The organism is Burkholderia sp. KBS0801 (assembly GCF_005937855.2).
Taxonomy (GTDB): Bacteria; Pseudomonadota; Gammaproteobacteria; order Burkholderiales; family Burkholderiaceae; genus Burkholderia; species Burkholderia ambifaria.
This window is the reverse complement of sequence record NZ_CP042178.1, coordinates 618,687-641,849: the sequence shown is the minus strand read 5'-3', so window position 1 is coordinate 641,849 and position 23,163 is coordinate 618,687. Positions and strand designations below refer to the sequence as shown.

Sequence of the window (23,163 nt, the reverse complement as noted above, 5' to 3'; positions counted from 1 at the left end):
GCTGGATCCGGACGAGCCCGTGTTGCGGGCTCGTCTTTTTTTGTGAAACGCATACCTCCGCCGCCCGGCAGCGGGTGGCTTCGCCCGGGCGCGTTGCGTCCGGGCGCTTTTTCCTTGGCGAGGTACGCGGAACGAAGCGGTATGCGCCGGTCAGCGCGCCGCGGCTGCCGCAGGCACCGTGCGCGACAACACTCGCCACCGCGACAGCAGTTCGTCGCGATCGACGTAACATCCCTGCAGATGGCGGCGGCCCGTCGACGGATCGAACTCGGTGCGTGAGTGCAGCACGCGCCGGTTGTCGAACGCCCACATGTCGCCGGCCCGCAGCCGGCGTTGCACACGAAAGCGCGGCTCGCGCGCAAGCGTGAGGAAACGCCGATAGGCACGATAGACAGCCGCCACCGCATCGGCCGGCGCATCGAGCGGCCCGCGCAGGAAATTCGCGACGCGCACCTCGGTCACGTTGCCGCGCGCATCGAGCCCGATCACGGGCGCCGAACAGCGGTAGTCACTGTCCGCACTCTTGTTCCAGAACTCGAACGGTGTCGACGCTAGGTGCCCGAAATCGGTCGGATATTCGCGCCGCAGCGCATCCGCGAGCGCGAAGCCGTCGAGGAAGACGCTGTCTCCGCCCGTTGCGTCGTTCGCGAGGCAATGCAGGAACTGCACGCCCGGCTGCAATTCACGCGTCGGCAGGTCGGTGTGCGGCGGCAGGTTGAGCGACGTATAGGCGTTGCTGTCCGGGCGTGGCTTCGATTCGACGTCGAACAGCACGCCGAAATTGCTTTCACGAATCAGGCCGATACGACGCGCGATCTGGTCGACCCGGCCGCGTTCGGCCGGCAAACCCTCGACGAGCGTCAGCCCCGTGCGCTGCAACGCGGCGAGCCACGCAAGCAACGCGCCGTCGTCCTCCATCACGTCACGCCATGCGAATACGCCGATCGCCGTCGCGTCGTCGCCGGCCCACACGTGCCGCCCGTGCGCGGCCTGACGCTCGGCGCGCGACGCATCGTCGTATGCATGCGCGCGCAACCATCCCGGCGACCAGGTACTGCGATGCCCGTCGTTCCACTCGACGTGCAGCGCGCCGTCGGTGTCGACATGCACGACAAGTGCCGACAGATCCTCGCCCGCGTCGGCGATCTCGAACACCTGTTCGCGCGTGAGCGCATGCACGCACGCGGAACACGCGCAGTTGTCGCGCAACCAGTCGAAGTGAAACGGCGATCGTCGCGTGTCGCTCCACTCGACGTCCACCGCGCCATCGCCGATCGTCGCCGTCGCGATGGCCGCGTCGACGGAGAAAGTCCGCCAGTCCTCGATACGGTGTTGCGCTGCCTGCATCGTTGCCTCCCGGAAACGCCTGCTACGCATGTGGTGCGAGCAGAAACTCGCCGACCATCCGGTGCATCCGCGCCGCCTGCGGGCTCGTTCCGAGCGCGCGCCAGCAGCCGTGCACCAGCCCCTTCCCCATCCAGTAACGCGCGGCGCCCCCGGCCGCGTGAATCCGTTCGACATAGATACGCGCATCGTCGCGCAGCGGATCGTGTTCCGCGCCGATCGCGAGCACCGGCGGCAGCCCGTCGAAACGCGATGCCGCGAGCGGCACCGATGCACGCAGCAGCGGATCGTCATCGCCCGGCGCAATGTGTTGTTCCTCGCCCCAGTACAACACGCGATAGCGATGGACGTCGTCGAGCGTCAGCATCGGCGCGTGCGCTTGCGTTTCGCGTGCCGGCGATTGCGGTTCGATGCCGAGCATCGGATACACGAGTGCGATCCCGTCGATGCCGCCTTCACCTGCATCGCGCAGCGCGGTTGCGACGGCGGCCGCGAGATTGCCGCCCGCGCTGTCGCCCGCGAGCGTCAGTGGTCGCGCGCACGAGCCGAACGACCAGCATGCATCGCGCGCGGCTCGCGTGACGGCCAGGCAATCCTCGAGCGCGGCCGGCGCGCGATGCTCGGGCGCGAGCCGGTAATCGACCGCGATCACGGCCAGCCCCGTGTCGGCCGCCAGTTGCGCGGTGATCAGCGCGTGACTGTCGAGCGAGCCGACGACGAACCCGCCGCCATGAAAGAACAGCACGGTGCCGCGCGGTTCGCCGTGAGCCGGCGCGTAGCGCCGCAGCGCGATCGCATGTTCGTGCGGTGCGTGCCACACCGCATCGTGCTGCACGATGCCGGCCGGCAGTTCGGCGGGCGTCCATGCGGCCGCGAAACGATCGTAGAGACGGCGTTGCTCATCGGGCGAGCGCGCCGCCGCGCCGGCCGGATACGCCGCGTCGACAGCCGACACGAACGCCGCGATTTCCGGTTCGAGCATCGTGCGCGCCCCGTCGTCGCCGGCGCTAGCGGCGCGGCGGCAGGCCGATCACGCGGCCCGCATACGCGGGCGCCGCGCAATCGCGCTGCAGCGCATGCAGTTCGGTCACGCGCGCGGCGACGTCGTCGTCGAACGGCGCCGATTTCGCGCCGCCGCGCGTGTCGACGTGCAGCAGCATCTGCTCGCTCGCCGACACCGCGCCGTCGTGCCCGTCCGCGAACAGTTCGAGATACAGGTGCAGCCGCTTCGCGTCGTGCGCGAACACCCGCGCATCGACGCGCACGCGCGCGCCTTCCTTGATCTCCTGCAGATAGTTCACGTGCGCTTCGAGCGTATAGACCGAGCGGCCCCGCTCGCGACGCGCGGCATCGTCAAGACCGATGCGCTCCAGCAGCGCATCCGTCGCGAAACTGAAGATCAGCAGATAGAACGCGTCGCGCAGATGGCCGTTGTAGTCGACCCACTCGGGCCGCACGACGTCGCGGTATATCGTCAGCGGGGTATCGCCGGTCATGTTCGTTCAGTCCTCGAATCGCATTCCGTGCCGCGCCTTCACAGTGGCGATCGCCTTCAGCACCTCGGTAATGCACTCGTCGCGATAGCGTTCGAGCTCCTTGATGCTGCGCGTGCCCTGCTGCTCGCTCGTGCCTGCGACGACGCTGTCGATCAGTTCATCGGTCAGCGTCGGCGCGACCAGCTTCGTCCACGGCAGTTCGAGCGCGGGGCCGAACTGCTGCATGAAGTGTCGCATGCCCGCGTCGCCGCCGGCCAGCGTATAGGTCAGGAACGTGCCCATGAACGACCAGCGGATGCCCGCGCCGAAGCGGATCGCATCGTCAATCTCGCCGGTCGTCGCGACGCCTTCGTTGACGAGATGCAGCGCCTCGCGCCACAGCGCCTCGAGCAGCCGGTCCGCGATGAAGCCCGGCACTTCCTTGCGCACGTGCAGCGGCCGCATGCCGAGCTTGCGATAGATCGCCATTGCCGCGTCGACCGCTTCCGGCGACGTGCGCGCGCCGCCGAGCACCTCGACGAGCGGCAGCAGGTAGACCGGATTGAACGGATGGCCGACCACGCAGCGCTCCGGATGCGTCGCACGTGCGTAGAAGTCGGTAGGCAGCAGCCCCGACGTCGACGATGCGATGATCGCGTCGGGCTTCGCCGCGCGGCTGATCTGTTCGTGCAGTTCGAGTTTCAGCGCCTCGCGCTCGGGCGCGCTTTCCTGGATGAAGTCCGCGTCGGCAACGCAGGCTTCGATTGTCTCCGCAAAGCGCAGCCGGGCGGGATCCGCGCCCGGCGCGAGGCCGACGCGTTCGAGCGCGGGCCATGCATTCGCGACGGTCGCGCGCAGCCGCTCTTGCGCGCCCGGCGCCGGGTCCCACACGACCACGTCGAGACCGTGCGCGAGCGCACGGCAAATCCATCCGCCGCCGATCACGCCGGTGCCGATCGCGGCGAACGTCTTGATGTCGGTCTTCACAGCCATGTCCACGCATCCTTCAAATCGAGGGGAATCGGGCGGCGGCCGCTCTCGTGCGTGCCGCCGCAATGCATCACTGAATCAGCCGTCAAGCTCACGCGAATTCGGTCGCCGCGCGGCGTTCGAGCAGGCGCTCGCCGCGCGCGGGCAGGCCGAGCTTGCGACGCCCTTCGGCCGGCGTCAGCACGCGGGCGCCGAGCCGCTCGATGATTTCGCGTGCGCGCTCGACGAGCGTGCCGTTGGTCGCATGCACGCCGCGATCGAGCCAGATGTTGTCTTCGAGGCCGACGCGCACGTGGCCGCCGAGCAGCATCGCCTGCGCGACCATCGGCATCTGCATGCGGCCGATCCCGAAGCCAGCCCAGTGCGCGCCCGGCGGCAGGTTGTCGACCATTGCCTTCATCGTGCCGGTGTCGGCCGGTGCGCCCCACGGAATGCCGAGGCACAGCTGGAACAGCGGCGGATCGTCGAGCAGCCCTTCCTTCAGCAATTGCTTCGCGAACCACAGATGGCCCGTATCGAAGATTTCCAGCTCCGGCTTCACGCCGAGTTCCTGGATGCGCTTGGCACCCGCGCGCAGTTGCGCGGGCGTCGACACGTAGATGTAGTCGCCGTCGCCGAAATTCAGCGTGCCGCAATCCAGCGTGCAGATCTCCGGCAGCAGTTCCTCGACGTGCGCGAGGCGCGTGAGGCCGCCGACGAGGTCGGTGCCCTTGCCGAAGCGCATCGGGTCCTCGCCCGGGCCGATTTCCAGATCGCCGCCCATGCCGGCCGTCAGGTTGATGATCACGTCGACGTCGGCCGAGCGGATCCGGTCGACCACTTCGCGGTACAGGTTCGGATCGCGGCTGCCGCGGCCCGTCTGCGGATCGCGGACATGGCAGTGCGCCACCGTCGCGCCGGCCTTCGCGGCTTCGATCGCGGCGGACGCGATTTCCTTCGGCGTGACCGGAATCGCCGGATGCTTGCCGACCGTATCGCCTGCTCCGGTGACCGCGCAGGTGATGATGACTTCGTGGTTCATGCTGACTACCCTCGCTTGATTCGAATTGTGTCGCTCGATTTGTGTCGTACTGCAGATGATTTATCGCTGCGCGCCGCATGCATCGGGCGCGCGGGCCGTTACAGGCCGAGATAGGCCTTCACGGCAGGCAGGCCGTCCTTGCCGTCGAACGTCTTGACGCCGGCGAGCCAGGCATCGAGCACCTGCGGATTCTTTTTCAGGTACGCCTTCGCGGCGTCGGCCGGCTTCGTCTTGTTCATCACCGACTGCATCAGCTGGTTCTCGAGTTGCGTCGAAAAGCGCAGGTTCTCGACGAGCTTGCCCGCGTTGGGGCAGCGCGAGATGAAGTCGGGCGCCGTCAGCGTGTACACGCGTGCTTCGCCATAGTTCGGGCCGAACGACGCATCGCCGCCGGACAGGTAGTTCATGCTGATCTGGATGTTCATCGGATGCGGTTCCCATCCCAAGAAGACAACCCACTTCTTCTCGCGGATCGCGCGCTCGACCGTGACGAGCATCCCCGCCTCGCTCGATTCGACCAGCTTGAAGCCGCCGAGGCCGTACTGGTTCGTGTCGATCATCTTCTGGATCGTCGCGTTCGCGCTGCTGCCCGGCTCGATCCCATAGATCTTGCCGTCGAGCTCGGCGCGGTGCTTCGCGATGTCGTCGAAGGTCTTCAGGCCGGCCTGGTATGCATAGCTCGGCACCGCGAGCGTCGCCTTCGCGCCCGACAGGTTCGGCGGCTCGACCACGTTGATCGACTTGTTGTCGAGGAACGGCTGGAGCTGCTTTTGCTGCACCGGCCACCAGTAGCCGAGCGACACGTCGAGCTGCTTGCTCTTCAGGCCGGCGAACGAGATCGGCACCGATGCAATCGTCGTCGTCGGCTTGTAGCCGAGCCCCTCGAACACCGTCGACGCGAGCGCCGTCGTGGACGTGATGTCGGTCCAGCCGATATCCGCGAAGCGTACGGTGCGGCAGGTCGCGGCATCCGTTTCGGCCTGCGCCGCGGTCGCGAACGCGCCGGTCGCCAGCATGGCCGCGACGAACGCGGCGATCTTTGTCGACTTCATGGTTTCTCTCTCCCGATTGGACCGATGTCCGACGGGTTCGCGGTGTGCGTCCCGGCCTGCATCGTGGGAGTAAAAGTAACGAGCCATATTGGTCGCGGGAAGACCGGCGGCGACCTGTTCTTGACTGTTTGCGACTATGAGTGGAAACCACTAGGCGCGGGCAGGCGCTTGTACTGCGGGGGTTTCGGGCGAATCCCGGCGAACGGGGGTTTGTCCGGATGCGGCGTGGAGCCGTGCGTTGGCGGCGGCGCTTGGGCGGCGACGTGACGCGGTTTCCCCTCCTGCGAGCAGGAACCGCCTCCCGAAGCGCTATCGCGGCACTTCGACGTAGGTTTCCCGGCAGATCTCGCGCAATGCCTGAACCAGCAGATCCCGCGTCGGCGCATGCGATTCGCCCGCGCGGGTGAACAGCGCGATGGGCGGCAGCGTCCAGACCAGCGAGTAAGGCACGATCGCGACGCCGGCGATGCGCACCATTTCTTCCGCGATATCGGCCGGCACGATCGACACCGCGTCGTCGCTCGACGCGATCATTTCGCCGATCAGCTTCGACGAGTAGCTTTCGACGATCGGCACGGGCGGCGCGATGCCCGCCGACAGGAACAGGTCGGTCACCTGCTCCCGCATCGGCGTATGCGGCGCGCCGAGGATCCAGTCCAGCGCGTGCAGCTTCTGCCAGTCGAGCTTCGTGCGGGCCAGTTTCGCGGCAAGACGCCGGCTCGCGATCATCCGCGGCTGCTGCTGGTACAGCACTTCAAAGGACACCTGCCCCAGATCGATCGCCGACGATGCGCGCCCGATCACGAGGTCGACGCTGTGGTCCTTGAGTTGCAGCAGCAACTGGTCGCTGGTGCCTTCGTGGATCGTCACGGTCAGGCGCCGCTCCATCCGGGATTGCAGACGCTTGAGCGCGGCCGACAGCATCTGTCCCGAAATAAACGGAATCACGCCGATATGCAGGTGCGCCGCATGGCCGGCCGCGACCGCCTCCATCTCGCGGGCGAGATGGTCGAGATCCTTCAGCATCGCCCGGGCCCGCTCGAGCACGACCGAACCGAGCGCGGTCGGGCGCATCCCGCGTGACGTGCGCTCGAACAGCGGCGTGCCGAACATGCTTTCCAGCTCGGACAGCGCGTTCGTCACGGCGGGCTGGCTGCTGGCCATGTGCTCGGCGACGCGTGTCAGCGACCCGTGCTGCTGGATCTGCAGCAACAGCATCAGGTGCCGCATCTTCAGGCGCGCGCCAAGCCGCCTGACCACGTCGTTCGCGTCGAATGTCATCGCCCCGCCACGTACCCATCATGAAAAAGTGATGGACCGATATTAAAACAGAATCATCTCCTTATGGCCGATCCCTAGAATCCTCCTTGGATCGCGTCGGGACTGGCCTGGCGCGCACGCCCGGACCCAAAAAACATGAAACAGACAGAGACCCAGCAGCAGGCCGCGTACGACTATCACGAGTTTCCTACCCCGGGGAAGGTCTCGGTCGTCGCCAGCAAGCCGCTCGTGACGCAGCGCGATCTCGCGCTGGCCTACACGCCGGGCGTCGCCAGCGTGTGCGAGGCGATCGCCGCCGATCCGCTGCAGGCGCGCCGCTTCACGAGCCGCGGGAATCTGGTGGGCGTGATCACCAACGGCACCGCCGTGCTGGGTCTGGGCAACATCGGCGCGCTCGCGTCGAAGCCGGTCATGGAAGGCAAGGCCGTGCTGTTCAAGAAGTTCGCGGGCATCGACGTGTTCGACATCGAGATCAACGAGACCGATCCGGACAAGCTCGTCGACATCATCGCGGGCCTGGAGCCCACGTTCGGCGGGATCAACCTCGAGGACATCAAGGCGCCGGAGTGCTTCACGGTCGAGCGCAAGCTGCGCGAGCGCATGAAGATTCCCGTCTTCCACGACGACCAGCATGGCACCGCCATCACTGTCGCCGCCGCGTTCATCAACGGGCTGAAGGTGGTCGGGAAGTCGATTTCGGCGGTGAAGGTCGTGACGTCGGGCGCCGGCGCCGCGGCGCTGGCCTGTCTGGACCTGCTGGTCGACCTCGGGCTGCCGGTCGAGAACATCTGGGCGACGGATATCGAGGGCGTCGTCTATCGCGGCCGCACCACGCTGATGGATCCGGCCAAGGAACGCTTCGCGCAGCCAACCGACGCGCGCACGCTGGCTGAAGTGATCGGCGGCGCGGACGTGTTCCTCGGGCTGTCGGTCGGCGGCATCCTCAGCGCGGACATGCTGAAGGCGATGGCCGCGCGCCCGTTGATTCTCGCGCTGGCCAATCCGACGCCGGAAATCTTCCCGGAACTGGCGCACGCCACGCGCGACGACGTCGTGATCGCGACGGGCCGTTCGGATTTCCCGAACCAGGTCAACAACGTCCTGTGCTTCCCGTATATTTTCCGCGGCGCACTGGATGTGGGCGCAACGACCATCACCCGCGAAATGGAAATTGCCGCTGTTCACGCGATCGCGGGCCTCGCGGAAGAAGAGCAGAACGACGTCGTCGCGGCGGCCTATGGTGGCGACGAAGTGTCGTTCGGCCCGCAATACCTGATTCCGAAGCCGTTCGATCCGCGCCTGATCGTTCGCATCGCACCGGCCGTGGCCAAGGCGGCGATCGAAGGCGGCGTGGCGACGCGTCCGCTCGAGGATCTCGACGCGTATGTCGAGCAGCTGCAGCAGTTCGTCTACCACTCGGGCGCGTTCATGAAGCCGCTGTTCGCGGCCGCGCGTCAGCTCGTGCGTGACGGCGGCAAGGCGCGCATCGTGTTCACCGAAGGCGAGGACGAGCGCGTGCTGCGCGCGGTGCAGGTCATCGTCGACGAGAAGCTCGCGCGGCCGATCCTGGTCGGCCGTCCGGAGGTGCTGCTGGCGCGTATCGAGCGGTTCGGCCTGCGCCTGCGACTCGGTCAGGATGTCGAGGTGACCAATCCGGAATATGACGAGCGCTTCCCGCAATACTGGACGACGTACTGGGAACTGCGCTGCCGCGACGGCATTTCGAAGGAAATGGCGCGCGTCGAAATGCGGCGTCGGCTGACGCTGATCGGCGCGATGATGGTTCGGCTCGGCGATGCGGACGGGATGATCTGCGGGACGGTCGGCGAATATCACAATCACCTGCGGTTCGTGGACGAAGTGATCGGCAGGAAGCCCGATGCGTCGACCTACGCGGCGATGAATATCCTGCTGCTCAATCAGCGGACGGTCGCGCTGGTGGATACGCACGTCAACGACAACCCCGATGCGGAGCAGATCGCGGAATTCACGATCGCCGCGGCGCGGCAGATGGAGTGGCTGAATCTGACGCCGAAGGTGGCGCTGCTGTCGCGGTCGAACTTCGGCTCGGGGAGCGCGGCTTCGGGCGTGAAGATGCGGCAGGCGCTGGAGATCATTCGCGCGCAGGCGCCGGATATCGAGGCCGATGGCGAGATGCATGGCGACTGCGCGCTCGATGAAGGGCTGCGGGCGCGGCTGCTGCCGATGTCGCCGCTGAAGGGCGCGGCGAACCTGCTGGTGTGTCCGAACGTCGATGCGGGGAATATTGCCTATAACCTGCTCAAGACCGAAGCCGGCAGCAACGTTGCCGTGGGACCGTTCCTGCTCGGGGTCAATGCACCGGTGAACATTCTCACGTCGAGCGCGACGGTGCGGCGGATCGTGAACATGACGGCGTTGACGGTGATCGAAGCGAATCGGAACGTGGCTGCTTGATTGCTGTTGATGTAATCGCTTGATGGGGGTCGGCTGTGGCCGACCCCGTCGGGCAGCGCGTGGGAATCATCACCGGAAACGATCGGCAAGCCAACGCGATTGAATCAACGCGCTACACAACCCGCTCCAACGCACTGGCAAACCTCGCAACCGCCGCATCGACATCATGCAGCTTGTCGAGACCGAACAAGCCGATACGGAAGGTCTTGAAATCCGCCGGCTCGTCGCATTGAAGCGGCACGCCGGCCGCGATCTGCACACCGACATCGGCGAATTTCTTGCCCGAGCGGATATCGTCATCGTCCGTATAACTGACCACGACGCCGGGCGCCTCGAAGCCTGCGGCGGCAACGCTCCTGAACCCCTTCTCGGCCAGTAACGCACGAATCCGCGTGCCGAGTTCGAGCTGCTCCGCCCTCACCTTATCGAAGCCGTATGTTTCGGTTTCCTTGATGACGTCGCGCAGCGTCGCGAGGCTGTCGGTGGGCATTGTCGTGTGATACGCGAAGCCGCCGTTCTCGTAGGCTTCCATGATCTGCAGCCACTTGCGCAGATCGCACGCAAAACTGGTGCTGGTCGTCGCATCGATGCGCTCGCGGGCGAGCGGGCCGAGCATGACCAGCGCGCAACCCGGCGACGCGCTCCAGCCCTTTTGCGGCGCGCTGATCAGCACATCGACGCCGCTCTTCTCCATGTCGACCCAGATCGTGCCGGACGCGATGCAATCCAGTACGAACATGCCGCCGACCGCATGCACGGCGTCGGCCACCGCGCGCAGATACGCATCGGGCAACATCATCCCGGATGCGGTTTCGACGTGCGCGGCGAAGACCAGATCCGGCTTGTGCTCGCGAATCGCGGCGACGACTTCGTCGATCGGAGCCGGTGCAAAGGCGGCTTGCCTGCCCACTTCGACCGGGCGCGCTTTCAACACGATCTCTTCGGACGGAATGCCGCCCATGTCGAAAATCTGCGACCAGCGGTAACTGAACCAGCCGTTGCGGATGACCACGCACTTCTTGTTCGTCGCGAACTGCCGTGCCACGGCTTCCATGCCGAACGTCCCGCTGCCGGGGACGATGACGGCCGCCTTCGCGTTGTAGACTTTCTTCAGCGCGGCGGAAATATCGCGCATGACGCCCTGGAAGCGCTGCGACATGTGATTGATCGACCGGTCGGTGTATACCACCGAATATTCGAGGAGCCCGTCGCGGTCGACATCGGGAAGTAATCCTGGCACGTTCGCCTCCGGTAAAGGATGAGCCATGTGGTGAGAGCGAGCGGTATTGGTGACGCGATGCCTCCACGCCTGTGCAAATCCGCGTTTTTGATTCGACGACGACCGATTCTAACGAAAGCCGTCTGATGCTTGGGATTTTGGTGTGTTGTGGTGCGTCATGAGCACGGCACGCGATTGACCGCCGGCTCGTCCGCCGATTGGCGCTCACGTAAGGCCCGCGCATCGAAACGCAACATCGTGAAAACCGCGCTTGCTCTCCGACGATACCGGAACCTAATCTTCAATGGCACAGGCGGAGGTGGCGAACGATTCCGCCCGGGTTTCCTGACACGCCGCGATGAACATGAAAAGCCGTGCCCGCCCACATTCGGTTCAATCGACTCGCCAGCCCTCTGCCGGCCCGCTGCGGTGGATCACCGGCTTCGCCGCGGTGCGCGGCTATCAATGGTCGTGGCTGCCGCACGATCTGCTTGCCGGTGTCACGCTCAGCGCCGTGCTCGTGCCTGCCGGCATGGCGTACGCGAACGCAGCGGGGCTGCCCGCCGTCAGCGGCCTGTATGCATCGTTCGCCGCGATGCTCGTGTATGCGCTCTTCGGCCCGAGCCGCATCCTCGTTCTGGGCCCCGACTCCGCGCTGGTCGCATTGATCGCCGCAAGCATCGTGCCGCTTGCTCACGGCGATGCCACGCGCGGGCTGGCCCTTGCCGGGGCGCTTGCGATACTCGCGGGCGCGATCTGCATCGCGGTCGGCGCGCTCAGGCTCGGATTCGTCACCGAGCTGCTGTCGCTGCCCATCCGGCACGGTTTCCTGAACGGCATCATGCTGACGATCAGCATCGGACAGTTGCCGAAGCTGCTGGGATACAAAGGCCACGGCGAATCGTTCGTCGGGCAGGTGCGCGACGTGGTCGAGGGCATCGCGGCATCGAGGGTGAACGCGGCATCGTTCGCGCTCGGCGTCGCCGCGCTCGTGCTGATACTCGTCTTCAAACGGCTCTGGCCCAAAGTGCCGGGCGTGCTGCTCGCCGTGGCGGGCGCGACGGTGGTAGTGATGTGGTTCGATCTGTCCCGGCGCGCGGGCGTGGCGACCGTCGGCGCGGTCCCGCAAGGTCTGCCCGTACCGCGCATCCCGAACGTGACGCTCGACGACTGGCTGCACCTCGCGGGTAGCGCGGCGGCAATCGCGCTCGTTTCGTTGACGGATATCAGCGTGCTGTCACGCACCTACGAACTGCGCAACGACACCAGCGTGGACCGGAATCACGAATGCGTCGCGCTCGGGCTGTCGAACATCGCCGCCGGTCTGGTGCAGGGGTTCGCGGTGAGCGCGAGCGGCTCGCGCACCCCGGTCGCGGAGGCGGCGGGCGCCAAGACGCAGGCGACGGGCGTGGTGGCGGCCGCCGTCGTCGCCGCGCTGCTCCTGTTCGCGCCACGCGCGCTGTCGCATACGCCGCAATCCGCGCTGGCTGCCGTCGTGATTGCCGCATGCGTGAACATGATCGAGGTGCGGGGCATCATGCGGCTTTATCGTCTGCGCAAGAGCGAGTTCGTGCTGGCGTTGGTGTGCTTCGTCGGCGTTGCGGTTCTTGGTGTCGTGAACGGCATCGCACTGGCGCTGCTGCTCACCGTGCTGTCGTTCCTCTGGCGTGCGTGGCGGCCTTACGAAGCCGTGCTCGGGCGCGTCGACGGCATGAAGGGCTATCACGACGTGTCGCGCCATCCGGACGCGAGGCGCGTGCCCGGGCTCGTGCTGCTGCGCTGGGATGCGCCGCTTTTTTTCGCGAACGGAGAGATCTTTCGCGAGCGCGTGCTCCGCGCCGTCGACGAATCGCCGCAGCCGGCGCGCTGGATCGTCATCGCGGCGGAGCCCGTGACCGATATCGACCTGACCGCCGCCGATGTGCTCGAACGGCTGCATGGCGAACTGGCGGCGCGGCAGGTCAAGCTGGTCTTCGCGGAGCTGAAAGGCCCCGTGAAAGACAGCCTCAAGCATTACGGCTTGTTTGGCATGTTCGGCGAAAGCAACTTCTTTCCGACGGTTGGGGAGGCGGTCAATGGCTATCTGAAAACGCATCGGGTGGAGTGGCACGACTGGGAAGACGAAGCATCGGGTTGAAAACGGATCGGCCGGCCGGAGCGCCGTATCTGGGCCTCCGCCAGTGACAGCAAACGCTTAAAACGCAAAAAGGACGATTCAGAGCGGGAACTCGCGTGCGCTGCGGTGTAGTCTGATAGTCAGGGCCACATCTGAGGGCGATATGGAACGGGAGTTGAAGCTACGGGTTTCCGTCAAGGATCTCGACAAGTTGCGCCGCGCGCCATTGCTCGCGCAGTCCAACGGCGCCCACGCGCCTCAACTGCTGAAGAGCACGTACTTCGATACGTCAGCGTTGTCATTTCACGGGTGCGGGGCTTCTCTGCGGGTACGCGCGGTCGGCAAAGAGCGAATTCAGACATTGAAGCTGGAAGGATCTGTGCAGGCCGGCTTGTTCGACCGCGATGAGTTCGAGATGCCCGTCGACGGCGACCTCCCCGATCTGGCGCGGCTGCGGGATCGAGTGCCCGCTGACAGCGACTGCGGCAGGCTGATTCGCGACGTAGCCACGGCGGCCCGGCTCCAGCCCGTATTCGTCACGCGAATCAAGCGTTCGGTTTTACCGCTGCACTTGCCGTCCGGCGGCGAAGTCGAGGTGGCGCTCGACAAGGGGACCGTGGAGGCGGAGCCGAATTCCGTCCCGATCGCCGCTGTCGAACTGGAGCTGAAACGGGGCCGGCCTGAAAGCCTGTACGGCGTCGCACTGGAATTGCTGGAGATCGTACCGTTGCGCATCGATCGCGAGAGCAAGGCCGATATGGGCTACGGACTGCTGGTGGCCGAGCACCGTCCGCCCGTCAAGGCGCAACCGTTACAACTGAAGAAAAGCAATTCGATCGAAGACGCCTTCTGCCAAATCGCGCATAACTGTCTGGATCAGGTCCACGCCAACGAGCGTGGCGTCGAATCGGGCCACGATCCGTCGTGCGTCCATCAGATGCGCGTGGGGCTTCGCCGTTTACGCTCGGCGCTCGACCTGTTCGCGAAAGTAATTCCCGCGTACCCCGGCCTCGACGACGAGCTGCGCTGGATCGCCGCCGAACTCGGCGCCGCGCGTGACTGGGAGGTGCTGGCGGGAACGACGCTCGACCATGCCGGTACGAACGGCATCCCGGATGAGATGCATTCGGTACGCGAAGCGTGCGAGCACATTGCCGTCGAGAACCGGCAGCGCGCGGCCGCGGCGGTCGGGTCGGTTCGCTACACGCGGCTCGCGTTGCAGCTCGCGTCGTGGTTGAGCCGAAAGGGCTGGCGAGATGAGATGTCCGACGAACAGCGCGCTGCGATCATGCAGGCCGCGAAGCCGTTTGCCGCTGATGTTCTGCGTCGTCGGCACAGGAAACTGATCAAACGTGGCAAGCGGCTGGCCGATCTGGACGATCATCGTCGCCACCGTGCCCGCATCGCGGCGAAGAAGGTCCGATACGCGACCGAATTCTTCGCGTCGCTGTACCGCAAGCGGGCCGTCCGATCGTATGTCGATGCGCTGACCGCGCTTCAGGACGATCTGGGCTGGCGCAACGATGCCGTTGTCGCGGACAAGCTTCTGAAGGCACTCCCCGATACGTCGCCTGACGCCGCGCCGGGCGCAGGCTTCGCGCGCGGCTTTCTGGCCGCGCGCGCCGCGGCCGATCATCAGACCTTGAAGAAGCTGTGGAGCCGCTTCAAACGTCTGCCGCCACCGCACTGAATCGGCATGACACTATCGCCACGCACAATCAGTACCGGTCGGACACACCGTCGATCCCGCGCGCCTGCAGCGCGCGAACCAGCCCGGCACGCACCGTCGCGACGTCGGAAAACGCCGGCCGTCGATGCGCGGCCACTTCGGCTGCCGTATAAGGCTTGAAATCGCGCGGCAGCGCGTCGCGGTTCATCGTCGTGAGCACCCAGTTGAGCACGTCGGCGAGATCCTGGTCCGACAGCGCCGAATTCGACGCACCCGGCACGCGCATCACGTACTCGCGCCCCGCCGGCAGATGCGTGAAATAACCGAGCGAGTTCGCAAGCGGCGGCACCTTGCCCGGAATGCCGCCGCCCGTCGCCGTGTGGCAGCCCATGCAGTTGAGCACCCAGTGCTGTCGCGCGAGCGTCGCGTCGGCCGCGCCGTCGGCATGTGCGGGTACGGCAATCGCACACGCAGTGGCGGCGACCACCGCCGGCAACGAAAGAAGACGCCGTGCGATGAACGCCCCGATCCGCCACGCCGCCGCACGCGGGCCGCCACGCACCACCGCGCCACGCCACCGAATGCACCGGGCATTCACAGCCCCAGCCCCTTCGTCACGACGGCACGTTGCGCGTGAACGGCCGTGCCGTCCATCTCCTTCGCGCGCGCCGCGCGAATGTCGGCCGCCGTGAACGGCTTCGCGTCGCCGTGCTTGTCGTTGAGATCGAATACGACGTAGTTGAGCACGTTCGCGATGTCGTCATCGCTCGCGCTCGCGAACGACGGCATCTTGAAGTTGTAGCGCTTGTCGTGCACCGTGATCTCGCCGAACATCCCGTGCAACAGCGTCGCGACGAGTTGCGCGCGGCCCGCGTCGGCCGTCGCGTACTTGCCCGGATACTCGGTCAGCGGCGGCGCGAGGCCGTCCTGCCCCTTGCCGCCGGCCTGGTGGCACACCGCGCACTGCGCGTCGAACACGCTCTTGCCCGCCGGGTAATGGATGGCCTGCTGCGCACCGGCAAAACCCGGCAATGCCGCACCCGCAACAGCCGCCACGCACGCGACCACGATCTTTCCCGCTTGCATCACGTTCATTGTTTTGCCGCTCCCAGCAGGACCGAAACCGAACAGTGGTAATTCGAATTGCCGTTCGCCATGCACCAGTTGATGTCGTTGTTCAGCGACAGCTTGTACAGCGGCTTCTCGCGCTCGTTGCGGTTGCAGAAGCACTTGCCGCACGACGTCTTGCCGCAGCAGTCGTTGTACGACACGATGTAGTCCGAACCGTCGTGCGGATTGCGGCACGTGCCGATCCACGTGATCGGCGACGGCGTCGTGCCCGGCGGGCAGCTGCTCGACGTGCCGCCGCAGCAGCTGCACAGCCAGCCGTCGATCGCGCAGTACTTCCAGTAATCGCAGCTCATCGGATCGTCGCTCGCGCCCGACGCAGCGGCACCGGAATCCGCCGACGCGCCCGACGCCGCGTCGGCCGCATACGCGGTGCGATCGACTGGAAGGAGCGGCAGCATCGCCGAGCCCACCAGCACCTTGCCGAGCCTCGCCATCGCGCTGCGCCGCGAACTGTGCTGTGCGACGCCGCGCGCCGACCGTTCGAACCATGAATCAAACAGGCCCATGGGGTTGTTCTCCGTTGACGTTGAAAGAGGGTCGGCCGATCACGCGTGCTGCGCGTGCTCTTCGTGACCGCCGTGATCGTGATCGCCATGCACGAACTGCTGCAGCGATGCGACGCCCCGCTCCTTCGCTTCGAACAGGCTCTCGAGATGCTCGCGCGTGTTGACGAGCCCCTTCGCACGCACGGTGCCGGTGTCGTCGAGCAGCACCGCGTACGGCAGCTTGCCGATCTGATACGCGAGGCCGAGCTCCTGCGACAGCACGTACGGGAAGCGCGCGAGGTCGTGCTTCTGCGCGAAGCGCGTGTGTTCGTCGAGCTCGCCGTCGCTCGCGAGCACGATGTTCACCGGCGTCGATTCACTCGCCTGCAGCGACGGCAACAGCGGCAGCAGCTTCTTGCAGACCGGGCACGTCGGCGACAGGAAGAACAGCAGCGTGGCCTTGCCCGCCGCATCGATGCCGCCGACCTTGACCCGCGAGCCGCGAATGTCGGTCAGCTCGAACGTCGGCGCGATCGCGCCGACCGCCGGGCCCTTGTCGATCATCAATGCGCCGGCCGGCATGATGCGTTCGTACAGGATGCCGATCTGGCGCACGAGCGCGAGGCAGATCGCGCCGAGCGCGAGGACGGCGATCCACAGCAACGCGGTGGAAACGGTGAGAGCGGTTTGCATCACGAATTCCTCATATGTGAAAGGCGCGGGATGTTGGCGAGCAGCACGTCGACGGTGAGCAGCGCGCAGACGATCAGCAGCACGGAAGAGAACAGCGTCAGGTAGTCGAACCACACGACCACGCGGCCGCCCGGCTCGACGAGCGCGGTCGCGGCCAGCGCGACGAGCAGCAGCACGCGCGCAACATGCAGCCAGCCGATGCCGCGCGGCGCATCCGCGCGCGCGGCGGCAAAGCCGGAACACCCGCAATCGATGTCGGTGTGGCCGCGCACGATGTTGATCGTCATGCCGGCCGCGAACACCAGCAGCAACGCGATCAGGCCGAGCGCGCCGGTCATGCGCGTATCGGGAAACAGCAGCGCCGCGGCACAGGCGGCTTCCGCGAATGGAATCGCGAATGCAGCGGGCGCGGTGAGCGCATCGGGCAGCAGGCGATAGCCGGCGAGCGCTTGCCGGAACGCCGCGGGTCGGCGCATCTTCGCGAAGGCGCCGAGCAGCACGACGACGGCCGCGCCGGCTTGCGCGCTGGTGGCGAGTACGGGATCAAGCGTCATCGCGGCCTCACGGGTTCACGAGCAGCGTCGACGTACTGCCGATCTGCTTCTCGACGTGCTGCCGCTTGCCGGTGCGCGCGTCCATCACGACGAGGTCGGACGTGCCCGTCAGCCCGTAGAACAGCGGCTTGTCGTCCTCGCTGACCTGGATCGACACGAGCGGATCGACCTTCTGCTGCGCGAGATCCCAGCGCGCGACGCGCCGTTTCGTCTTCAGGTCGTAGACCCACACCTGCGTGCCGGGATCCTTGTGCGTGCCGTCGCCGCCCTTGTGCATCAGCACGTAGTAGCGGTGCTGCTTCACCTGCACGGCGGTCTGCTGCATGCCGCCCGGGCGCCAGCCTTCGGCGCGCTCGGCGTCGGTCAGCAACGACCATGGCTTGCCGAACGCCGGCTTGTCGCCGCTGAAATCGGCGCTGCGCACGTTGCCGTGATACGTCGTGAACAGATAGCCGCCGTTGTAGCGCGACGCGTTGATGAAGGCCGGATCGTTGTCGACGTCGATGAACGCGTCGGACATCGTGCGCTTCACCTCCTTGCCGTTCGCGTCGAGCGTGACGGTCAGCGCCTTGCCGCTTTCGCACAGCGCGGTGAAGCGGTCGTTCCCCGACGGATACGCGAGCACGCAGGCCGCGGTGTCGATCTCCGACAGCACCTTCTTCGACACGGCGTCGATCACCGTCACCGACGCGGCCGGCGTGATGTTCGCGACGTACAGCCGCTTGCCGTCTGTGCTGAACGCCGTGTTGTACGGCGACGGCACGTGCTGCCCGTGCTTGGCCGGAATCACGATCTCGCCCCTGTGATCGAGCGTCGTGTTGTCGGTCATCTCGACGACGTCGGTGCGCGTGCCGTGCGAGCCGCGCGAGAAATAGGTCGTCGCGATGAAGCTCGTCTTGTGGTCGGGCGAGATCGCGAGGCCGGGCGCGAAGCCGCCGTCGATCTGGCCGAGCAGCTTCTTCGCGTCGGCGTCGTACACGTAGATGCGCCCGTCGGTCATCGTCGGCATCGCGATGTCGACGACGTACACCTCGTGCGGATGCCACGGCGGCATCTTCTGCACGACGAGTTCCTCGGGCTTTTCCGTCGCGTTCGCGCTGCCGGCCCACGCCGCCGCGAACGCCAGCGTCGCCGCGCAAACCGCGGTGCGTCGCCTTGCTCTCATGTCGCCTCCAGTTGGAATTCACGTTATGTGGGGCGACTGTAGTTCGACAATAAACCGGTTCAGCACCCGGACCGGCAACGCGTGCGTGCCGATTCGGGATATTGGAAAACCGCCTGAAAGGCACCGCGGGTCGCCCACCTCCCCCCCCCTCGAAAACCCCCGCCGGAATAGCGCTCTTCCGTATTGCGCCGACCATTTGGCCGGTTTAATCTTGCGCGGTCCGAACGACCACCGGAGGCGCCGTGCGCGTGTTTCATCAGATGTTCGACGACGCAGACCGGCATGCCGAGGCGCTGCGTGGCTGGGATCAGCGTTACGACCAGATCGGCTCCGGTTCGTATCGCAGTGCGGTCAAGCACGCGGTGCTCGACGGCGTGCAGCTGTTCCAGGAAACGGCGAACGTGCGCATCATCCAGCGCGGGCGCCTGCCGCCCGGTCACACGGTGTTCGGGATGCCGCTCACCGGTTCGGGCAACTTTGCATTCGGCGATGCGCGCATGGAGCGCGGCACGATCGTGATGGCGCGCGGCGGCGCGCCTTTCGAACTCCATTCACCGGACGACATGTCGCTGATCGGCGTGGTCCTCGATGCCACGCTGATGCAGCAGATCGAGGATGCGGCCGATGTCCGGCTCGACGAGCGCGCGCTGCGGCGCGGCGTCGTCGATGTGCCGGTCACCGCGCGCGAACGTGCGAGCGTCCAGCTCGCGACGCTGCTCGAGCGCGTGCTGTCGGCACCCGATACGTTCGACGCGGCGCGTGCGCAGTCCGAATTGCGCGGCGAAGTCGGTAACGTGCTCGTCGATCTCCTCACGTATCGAATGCCCGGGCCGCCGAACCGTCTCACGCATGCGTGCCACGCCGACATCGTGCGCCGCGTGCACGACTACGTGATCGAGCACCCGGAGGCACCCGTCGACATCCTGAGCCTGTGCACGCAACTGCGCGTGAGCCGGCGCACGATGCAGAACAGCTTCCAGTCGGTCGTGCAAACCGGCCCGCTGAACTACACGCGCGCGCTGCGCCTCGCGCAGGTGCGGCGCCTGCTGCTCGACACGCGGCAGTCCGACCTGCCGATCAGCGAAGCGGCCGCACGCTGGGGATTCATCCACCTCGGGCACTTTGCGAACGCCTACAAGGCCCAGTTCGGCGAACTGCCGTCGACGACGGCGCGCCGGACGGTGTGCGGCGCAAAAACGCGCTGACGGCCCGCAAAACCCGCGATAATCCGGTGTTGAACGTTCGGCTCCCGCGGGCCGGGCGCGGCGCGCTGCCCCGCCGCTCGCCGCACCGTGCCGCGCGGTGCGCGACGCCCACCCGATTCCACCCCACGCCCCGATGCCAGAGGATTTCCACTTCCTGTTGCTGCCCGGCTTCTCCGCGCTCGGCTTCATGTCCGCGGTCGAACCGTTGCGCGTCGCGAACCGGTTTCGCACCGAGCTGTACCGCTGGCACGTGATCAGCGCGGACGGCGCGCCCGTCGCCGCAAGCAACGGCATCCCGGTCGCGGCCGAAGCCGCGTGCGCGGACGTCGCGCAGGTCGACACGGTGTTCGTGGTAGCCGGCTTCGATCCGCTCGTGTGCTACGACCGCGCGCTCGCCGACTGGCTGCGCCGCCAGAATCGCCATGGCGCGACGCTCGGCGGCATCGATACCGGCAGCTTCGTGCTCGCGGAAGCCGGGCTGTTCGACGCATCGCAAACGCTCACGCTGCACTGGGAAGCGCTTGCCGCGTTCCGCGAACGCTACCCGGGGCTGAACGTGACGCAGGAGCTGTTCGAGATCGGCGAGCGGCGCATCACCTGCGCGGGCGGCACCGCGTCGATCGACATGATGCTCGACCTGATCGGCCGACGGCATGGCGCGGAGCTCGCGGCGGCGATCTCCGAGCAGTTCGTCGTCAGCCGCATCCGGCAGCGTTCGGACAGCCAGCGGCTCGAGATCGCCGCGCGCTACGGCGTGCACAACCGCAAGCTGATCCAGGTGATCGGCACGATGCAGCGGCACATGGAGAACCCGCTCGGCTCCGACGCACTCGCGCAGGAGATATCGGTCACGCGGCGCCAGCTCGAACGGCTGTTCAGCGCGACGCTGAACGACACGCCGACGCACTTCTACCTGAACCTGCGCCTCGACCGTGCGCGCGAGCTGTTGCAGCAGACCGACATGAGCATCACGTCGGTGTGCGTCGCGTGCGGCTTCGAATCGCCGTCGCATTTCTCGCGCACGTACCGCTCGCGGTTCGGCGTGAGCCCGCGCAGCGACCGCCGCGCGACGCGCTGAGCGGCGCCGCTTTTGCGTACAATCCGGCGCGCTATTGCGCGCGCCGGCTGCGTTTGCCGCCATTCGCTGAACAATGCCGGCGAATGATCGACGGACCGAAGCAGCCTTCGAAAATAATTTGCAATGTCGCCGAAAATGTTCTGTAACATACCTCGCAATTAGATAGGCAGCCCTAAGGAGATGAGAGCCCGGGGTCGCGCACGCCGCGCCACGCAGGCTGCCAAACCGATATCAATGCCGATCCGAGGGGTATGACATGACGATGCTCGCTTCGCCGTCGCCGCACCTGCCTTCCGTTCGCTTCCCCGCCTCCGTTCCTTCCCGATTCGTTTCGACCTGACGCTTAGTCCTCCTTAGTCAGTCGACGCTCCCAGCACCGCTACGCCGCACCGGTTCCATCGAGCCGGCGCGCGGGCCGTGTCGTGCCTGCTCGCCACGAGCGCGCGGGCGTGTCCAACCGTTGAGATGAGGATCACGTATGCAGACATCACGCAAAGTATTGCCGATCGCCCTGGGTCTCGCGCTCGGTTTCGGCATCGTCGGCGGCAGCGCGGCCGATTCCAAGGTCGGGAACCCGCAGGCGTCGAGCCTGCGAGAAAGCCTGACACGCGGCGTCGCATCGGCGCCGGCCGCGGCCAGGACCGATACGGCCGCCGGGCAGTTCCGAGCCGACGGCGTCGCCGTCACGCTGTACAACCCCGCGTACCACGCGAAGAAGGCGGCCGCCACGCCCGCCGCCACCGCGCGCGACTTCGTCGCGTCGCAGGCGACGCAGCTCGGGCTCGACGCGGCCGCGCTGGCGAGCCTCGCGGTGACGTCGGAGCGCAACGACATCGACTTCACCGTCGTGCGCTTCCAGCAGCAGGCGGCCGGGCTGCCCGTGTACGGCAGCGAGATCGCGGTGACCGTCGCGAAGGACGGCCGCATCCTGTACGTCGCGAGCAACACGATCAGCGGCGTGATCGCCACCGCGCGCAAGGCGCAGGCGGTCGACCAGCAGCAGGCGTTCGACCGTGCGCGCGCGTATCTCGGCGTAAACGGCTTCACGCACCTCGATGCGCAACTCGTCGCGTTCGTCGACAAGGCCGGCACGCATACCGCGTGGAAGGTGCGCGGCCGCCCGCAGGACGGCCCCAAGGGCGACTGGGAACTGCTGATCGACGCGGACAGCGGCGAAGTGCTGCGCGCCGAGGACAAGGCGTTCTATGCGACCGACGGCACCGGTTTCGTGTTCCGGCCGGATCCGCTGTCTTCGACGAAAAGCAGCTACGGCAGCACGGGCTACAAGGACAGCAACGACGTCGATTCCACGCAGCTCACGGCCGCGCGCGTGCGCGTGACGCTGAAGGATCTCGCGCTGTCGGGCTCACGCTACACGCTGTCGGGACCGTATGCGTCGTGCGTCGATTTCGATGCGCCGCGCGACGGCGCGTGCCCGGCGCAGGCGACGCCGGCGTTCGAATTCACGCGCGGCAACCTGTATTTCGAAGCGGTTAACGTGTATTACCACATCGACACGTTCCTGCGCTACGTGAACCAGACGCTCGGCATCAAGGCGCTGCCGTACCAATACACGGGCGGCGTGCAGTACGACCCGCACGGCGAATCGGGCGACGACAACTCGTCGTACTCGTCGAGCAGCGGCCGGCTGACCTTCGGTCAGGGTGGCGTCGACGACGCGGAAGATGCGGACGTCGTGATCCACGAGCTCGGCCACGGCATCCACGACTGGGTGACCAACGGCGGCCTGTCGCAACAGGAAGGCCTGTCGGAAGGCACCGGCGATTATCTCGCCGCCGCATACAGCCGCGACTTCAATCAGTGGAGCCCGTCGGACACGCAGTATCAGTGGGTCTACAACTGGGACGGCCACAACGAATACTGGGGCGGCCGCGTGACGAACTGGAACGTCGGGCGCACCTACGCGCAGGCGCGCGGCGCGGAGATCCACACGGCCGGCCAGTACTGGGCTTCGTGCAACCTCGTCGCGCGCGACGCGATCGGCGCGCAGGCGATGGACAAGGCGTTCCTGAAGGGGCTGTCGATGACCAACAGCTCGACCAACCAGAAAGCCGCCGCGCAGGCGGTGCTGACCGCCGCGGCCGCGCTCGGCTACAGCAGCGCGCAGCTCACGGCGATCGGCGACGCGTACAACAAGAGCTGCACGTACGGCGTGACCGTGCCGCAGAAGTCGTAATTCCGCAGCAGGCGGGGGCGCCGCACGGCCTGCGGCGCGCCCTTTCCTCGAC

General features: G+C 66.5%; 20 protein-coding genes. 6 read left to right on the top strand and 14 right to left on the bottom strand.

All coding sequences use genetic code 11. The annotated features are described in order from the left end of the window. Positions 1–150: 150 nt before the first annotated feature. From FFI87_RS19680 to FFI87_RS19645, 7 genes are all read right to left on the bottom strand, one after another. Positions 151–1,347, bottom strand: coding sequence for a TauD/TfdA family dioxygenase (locus tag FFI87_RS19680; RefSeq protein WP_138849430.1), 1,197 nt, complete (start codon positions 1,345–1,347; stop codon positions 151–153). Between the two features lie 22 nt (positions 1,348–1,369). Further along, on the bottom strand, positions 1,370–2,326 hold the full coding sequence (locus FFI87_RS19675; protein ID WP_138849431.1) for an alpha/beta hydrolase: 957 nt from the start codon (positions 2,324–2,326) through the stop codon (positions 1,370–1,372). Between the two features lie 25 nt (positions 2,327–2,351). Further along, positions 2,352–2,840 carry a thioesterase family protein gene (locus tag FFI87_RS19670; protein WP_138849432.1) on the bottom strand — a complete coding sequence of 163 codons (489 nt, stop codon included), beginning with the start codon at positions 2,838–2,840 and terminating at the stop codon, positions 2,352–2,354. Between the two features lie 6 nt (positions 2,841–2,846). Further along, positions 2,847–3,812, bottom strand: coding sequence for an L-carnitine dehydrogenase (locus FFI87_RS19665; protein ID WP_138849433.1), 966 nt, complete (start codon positions 3,810–3,812; stop codon positions 2,847–2,849). Between the two features lie 88 nt (positions 3,813–3,900). Further along, complete coding sequence (locus tag FFI87_RS19660; RefSeq protein WP_006749513.1) at positions 3,901–4,830, bottom strand: 3-keto-5-aminohexanoate cleavage protein; 930 nt, start codon at positions 4,828–4,830, stop codon at positions 3,901–3,903. Between the two features lie 98 nt (positions 4,831–4,928). Then, positions 4,929–5,882, bottom strand: coding sequence for a choline ABC transporter substrate-binding protein (locus FFI87_RS19655; RefSeq protein ID WP_012366699.1), 954 nt, complete (start codon positions 5,880–5,882; stop codon positions 4,929–4,931). 309 nt (positions 5,883–6,191) lie between these two features. Then, on the bottom strand, positions 6,192–7,163 hold the full coding sequence (locus tag FFI87_RS19645; RefSeq protein ID WP_011659437.1) for a LysR substrate-binding domain-containing protein: 972 nt from the start codon (positions 7,161–7,163) through the stop codon (positions 6,192–6,194). Between the two features lie 135 nt (positions 7,164–7,298). On the opposite strand from FFI87_RS19645, the gene FFI87_RS19640 reads away from it, so the two are divergent. Then, complete coding sequence (locus FFI87_RS19640; RefSeq protein WP_138849435.1) at positions 7,299–9,599, top strand: NADP-dependent malic enzyme; 2,301 nt, start codon at positions 7,299–7,301, stop codon at positions 9,597–9,599. Positions 9,600–9,711: 112 nt separating this feature from the next. Here the strand turns inward: FFI87_RS19640 and FFI87_RS19635 are convergent, their stop codons facing one another. Further along, positions 9,712–10,839, bottom strand: coding sequence for an aminotransferase class V-fold PLP-dependent enzyme (locus tag FFI87_RS19635; RefSeq protein WP_138849436.1), 1,128 nt, complete (start codon positions 10,837–10,839; stop codon positions 9,712–9,714). Positions 10,840–11,176: 337 nt separating this feature from the next. Between FFI87_RS19635 and FFI87_RS19630 the strand changes: the two genes are divergently transcribed. Beyond that, positions 11,177–12,955 (top strand): SulP family inorganic anion transporter, encoded by a 1,779-nt coding sequence (locus FFI87_RS19630; protein WP_138849437.1) that lies wholly within the window; start codon positions 11,177–11,179, stop codon positions 12,953–12,955. 142 nt (positions 12,956–13,097) lie between these two features. Continuing rightward, positions 13,098–14,624, top strand: coding sequence for a CYTH and CHAD domain-containing protein (locus FFI87_RS19625; RefSeq protein ID WP_138849438.1), 1,527 nt, complete (start codon positions 13,098–13,100; stop codon positions 14,622–14,624). A gap of 28 nt (positions 14,625–14,652) precedes the next feature. Here FFI87_RS19625 and FFI87_RS19620 read toward each other — a convergent pair whose 3' ends face one another. From FFI87_RS19620 to FFI87_RS19595, 6 genes are all read right to left on the bottom strand, one after another. Continuing rightward, the gene (locus FFI87_RS19620; RefSeq protein ID WP_409995118.1) at positions 14,653–15,132 is read right to left on the bottom strand and encodes a c-type cytochrome; all 480 of its coding nucleotides are present in this window, start codon (positions 15,130–15,132) and stop codon (positions 14,653–14,655) included. A gap of 65 nt (positions 15,133–15,197) precedes the next feature. Next, positions 15,198–15,698, bottom strand: coding sequence for a c-type cytochrome (locus FFI87_RS19615; RefSeq protein WP_138849439.1), 501 nt, complete (start codon positions 15,696–15,698; stop codon positions 15,198–15,200). Next, on the bottom strand, positions 15,695–16,240 hold the full coding sequence (locus FFI87_RS19610) for a methylamine dehydrogenase light chain (protein ID WP_138849440.1): 546 nt from the start codon (positions 16,238–16,240) through the stop codon (positions 15,695–15,697). The genes FFI87_RS19615 and FFI87_RS19610 overlap by 4 nt, the downstream gene beginning before the upstream one ends. 39 nt (positions 16,241–16,279) lie before the next feature. Continuing rightward, positions 16,280–16,915 (bottom strand): methylamine dehydrogenase accessory protein MauD, encoded by a 636-nt coding sequence (mauD, locus tag FFI87_RS19605; RefSeq protein ID WP_138849441.1) that lies wholly within the window; start codon positions 16,913–16,915, stop codon positions 16,280–16,282. Next, on the bottom strand, positions 16,912–17,466 hold the full coding sequence (locus FFI87_RS19600; protein WP_138849442.1) for a MauE/DoxX family redox-associated membrane protein: 555 nt from the start codon (positions 17,464–17,466) through the stop codon (positions 16,912–16,914). Before FFI87_RS19600 ends, mauD begins: the two co-directional genes overlap by 4 nt. 7 nt (positions 17,467–17,473) lie before the next feature. Then, the gene (locus tag FFI87_RS19595) at positions 17,474–18,631 is read right to left on the bottom strand and encodes an amine dehydrogenase large subunit (protein WP_138849443.1); all 1,158 of its coding nucleotides are present in this window, start codon (positions 18,629–18,631) and stop codon (positions 17,474–17,476) included. A 242-nt stretch (positions 18,632–18,873) separates the two neighbouring features. Between FFI87_RS19595 and FFI87_RS19590 the strand changes: the two genes are divergently transcribed. From FFI87_RS19590 to FFI87_RS19580, 3 genes are all read left to right on the top strand, one after another. Then, a complete protein-coding gene (locus FFI87_RS19590; protein ID WP_138849444.1) occupies positions 18,874–19,836 on the top strand; it encodes a helix-turn-helix domain-containing protein in 963 nt (320 codons plus the stop codon). 133 nt (positions 19,837–19,969) lie between these two features. Next, a complete protein-coding gene (locus FFI87_RS19585) occupies positions 19,970–20,914 on the top strand; it encodes a GlxA family transcriptional regulator (protein WP_011659450.1) in 945 nt (314 codons plus the stop codon). Positions 20,915–21,392: 478 nt separating this feature from the next. Next, positions 21,393–23,111, top strand: coding sequence for a M36 family metallopeptidase (locus FFI87_RS19580; protein WP_138849445.1), 1,719 nt, complete (start codon positions 21,393–21,395; stop codon positions 23,109–23,111). Positions 23,112–23,163: the final 52 nt, after the last annotated feature.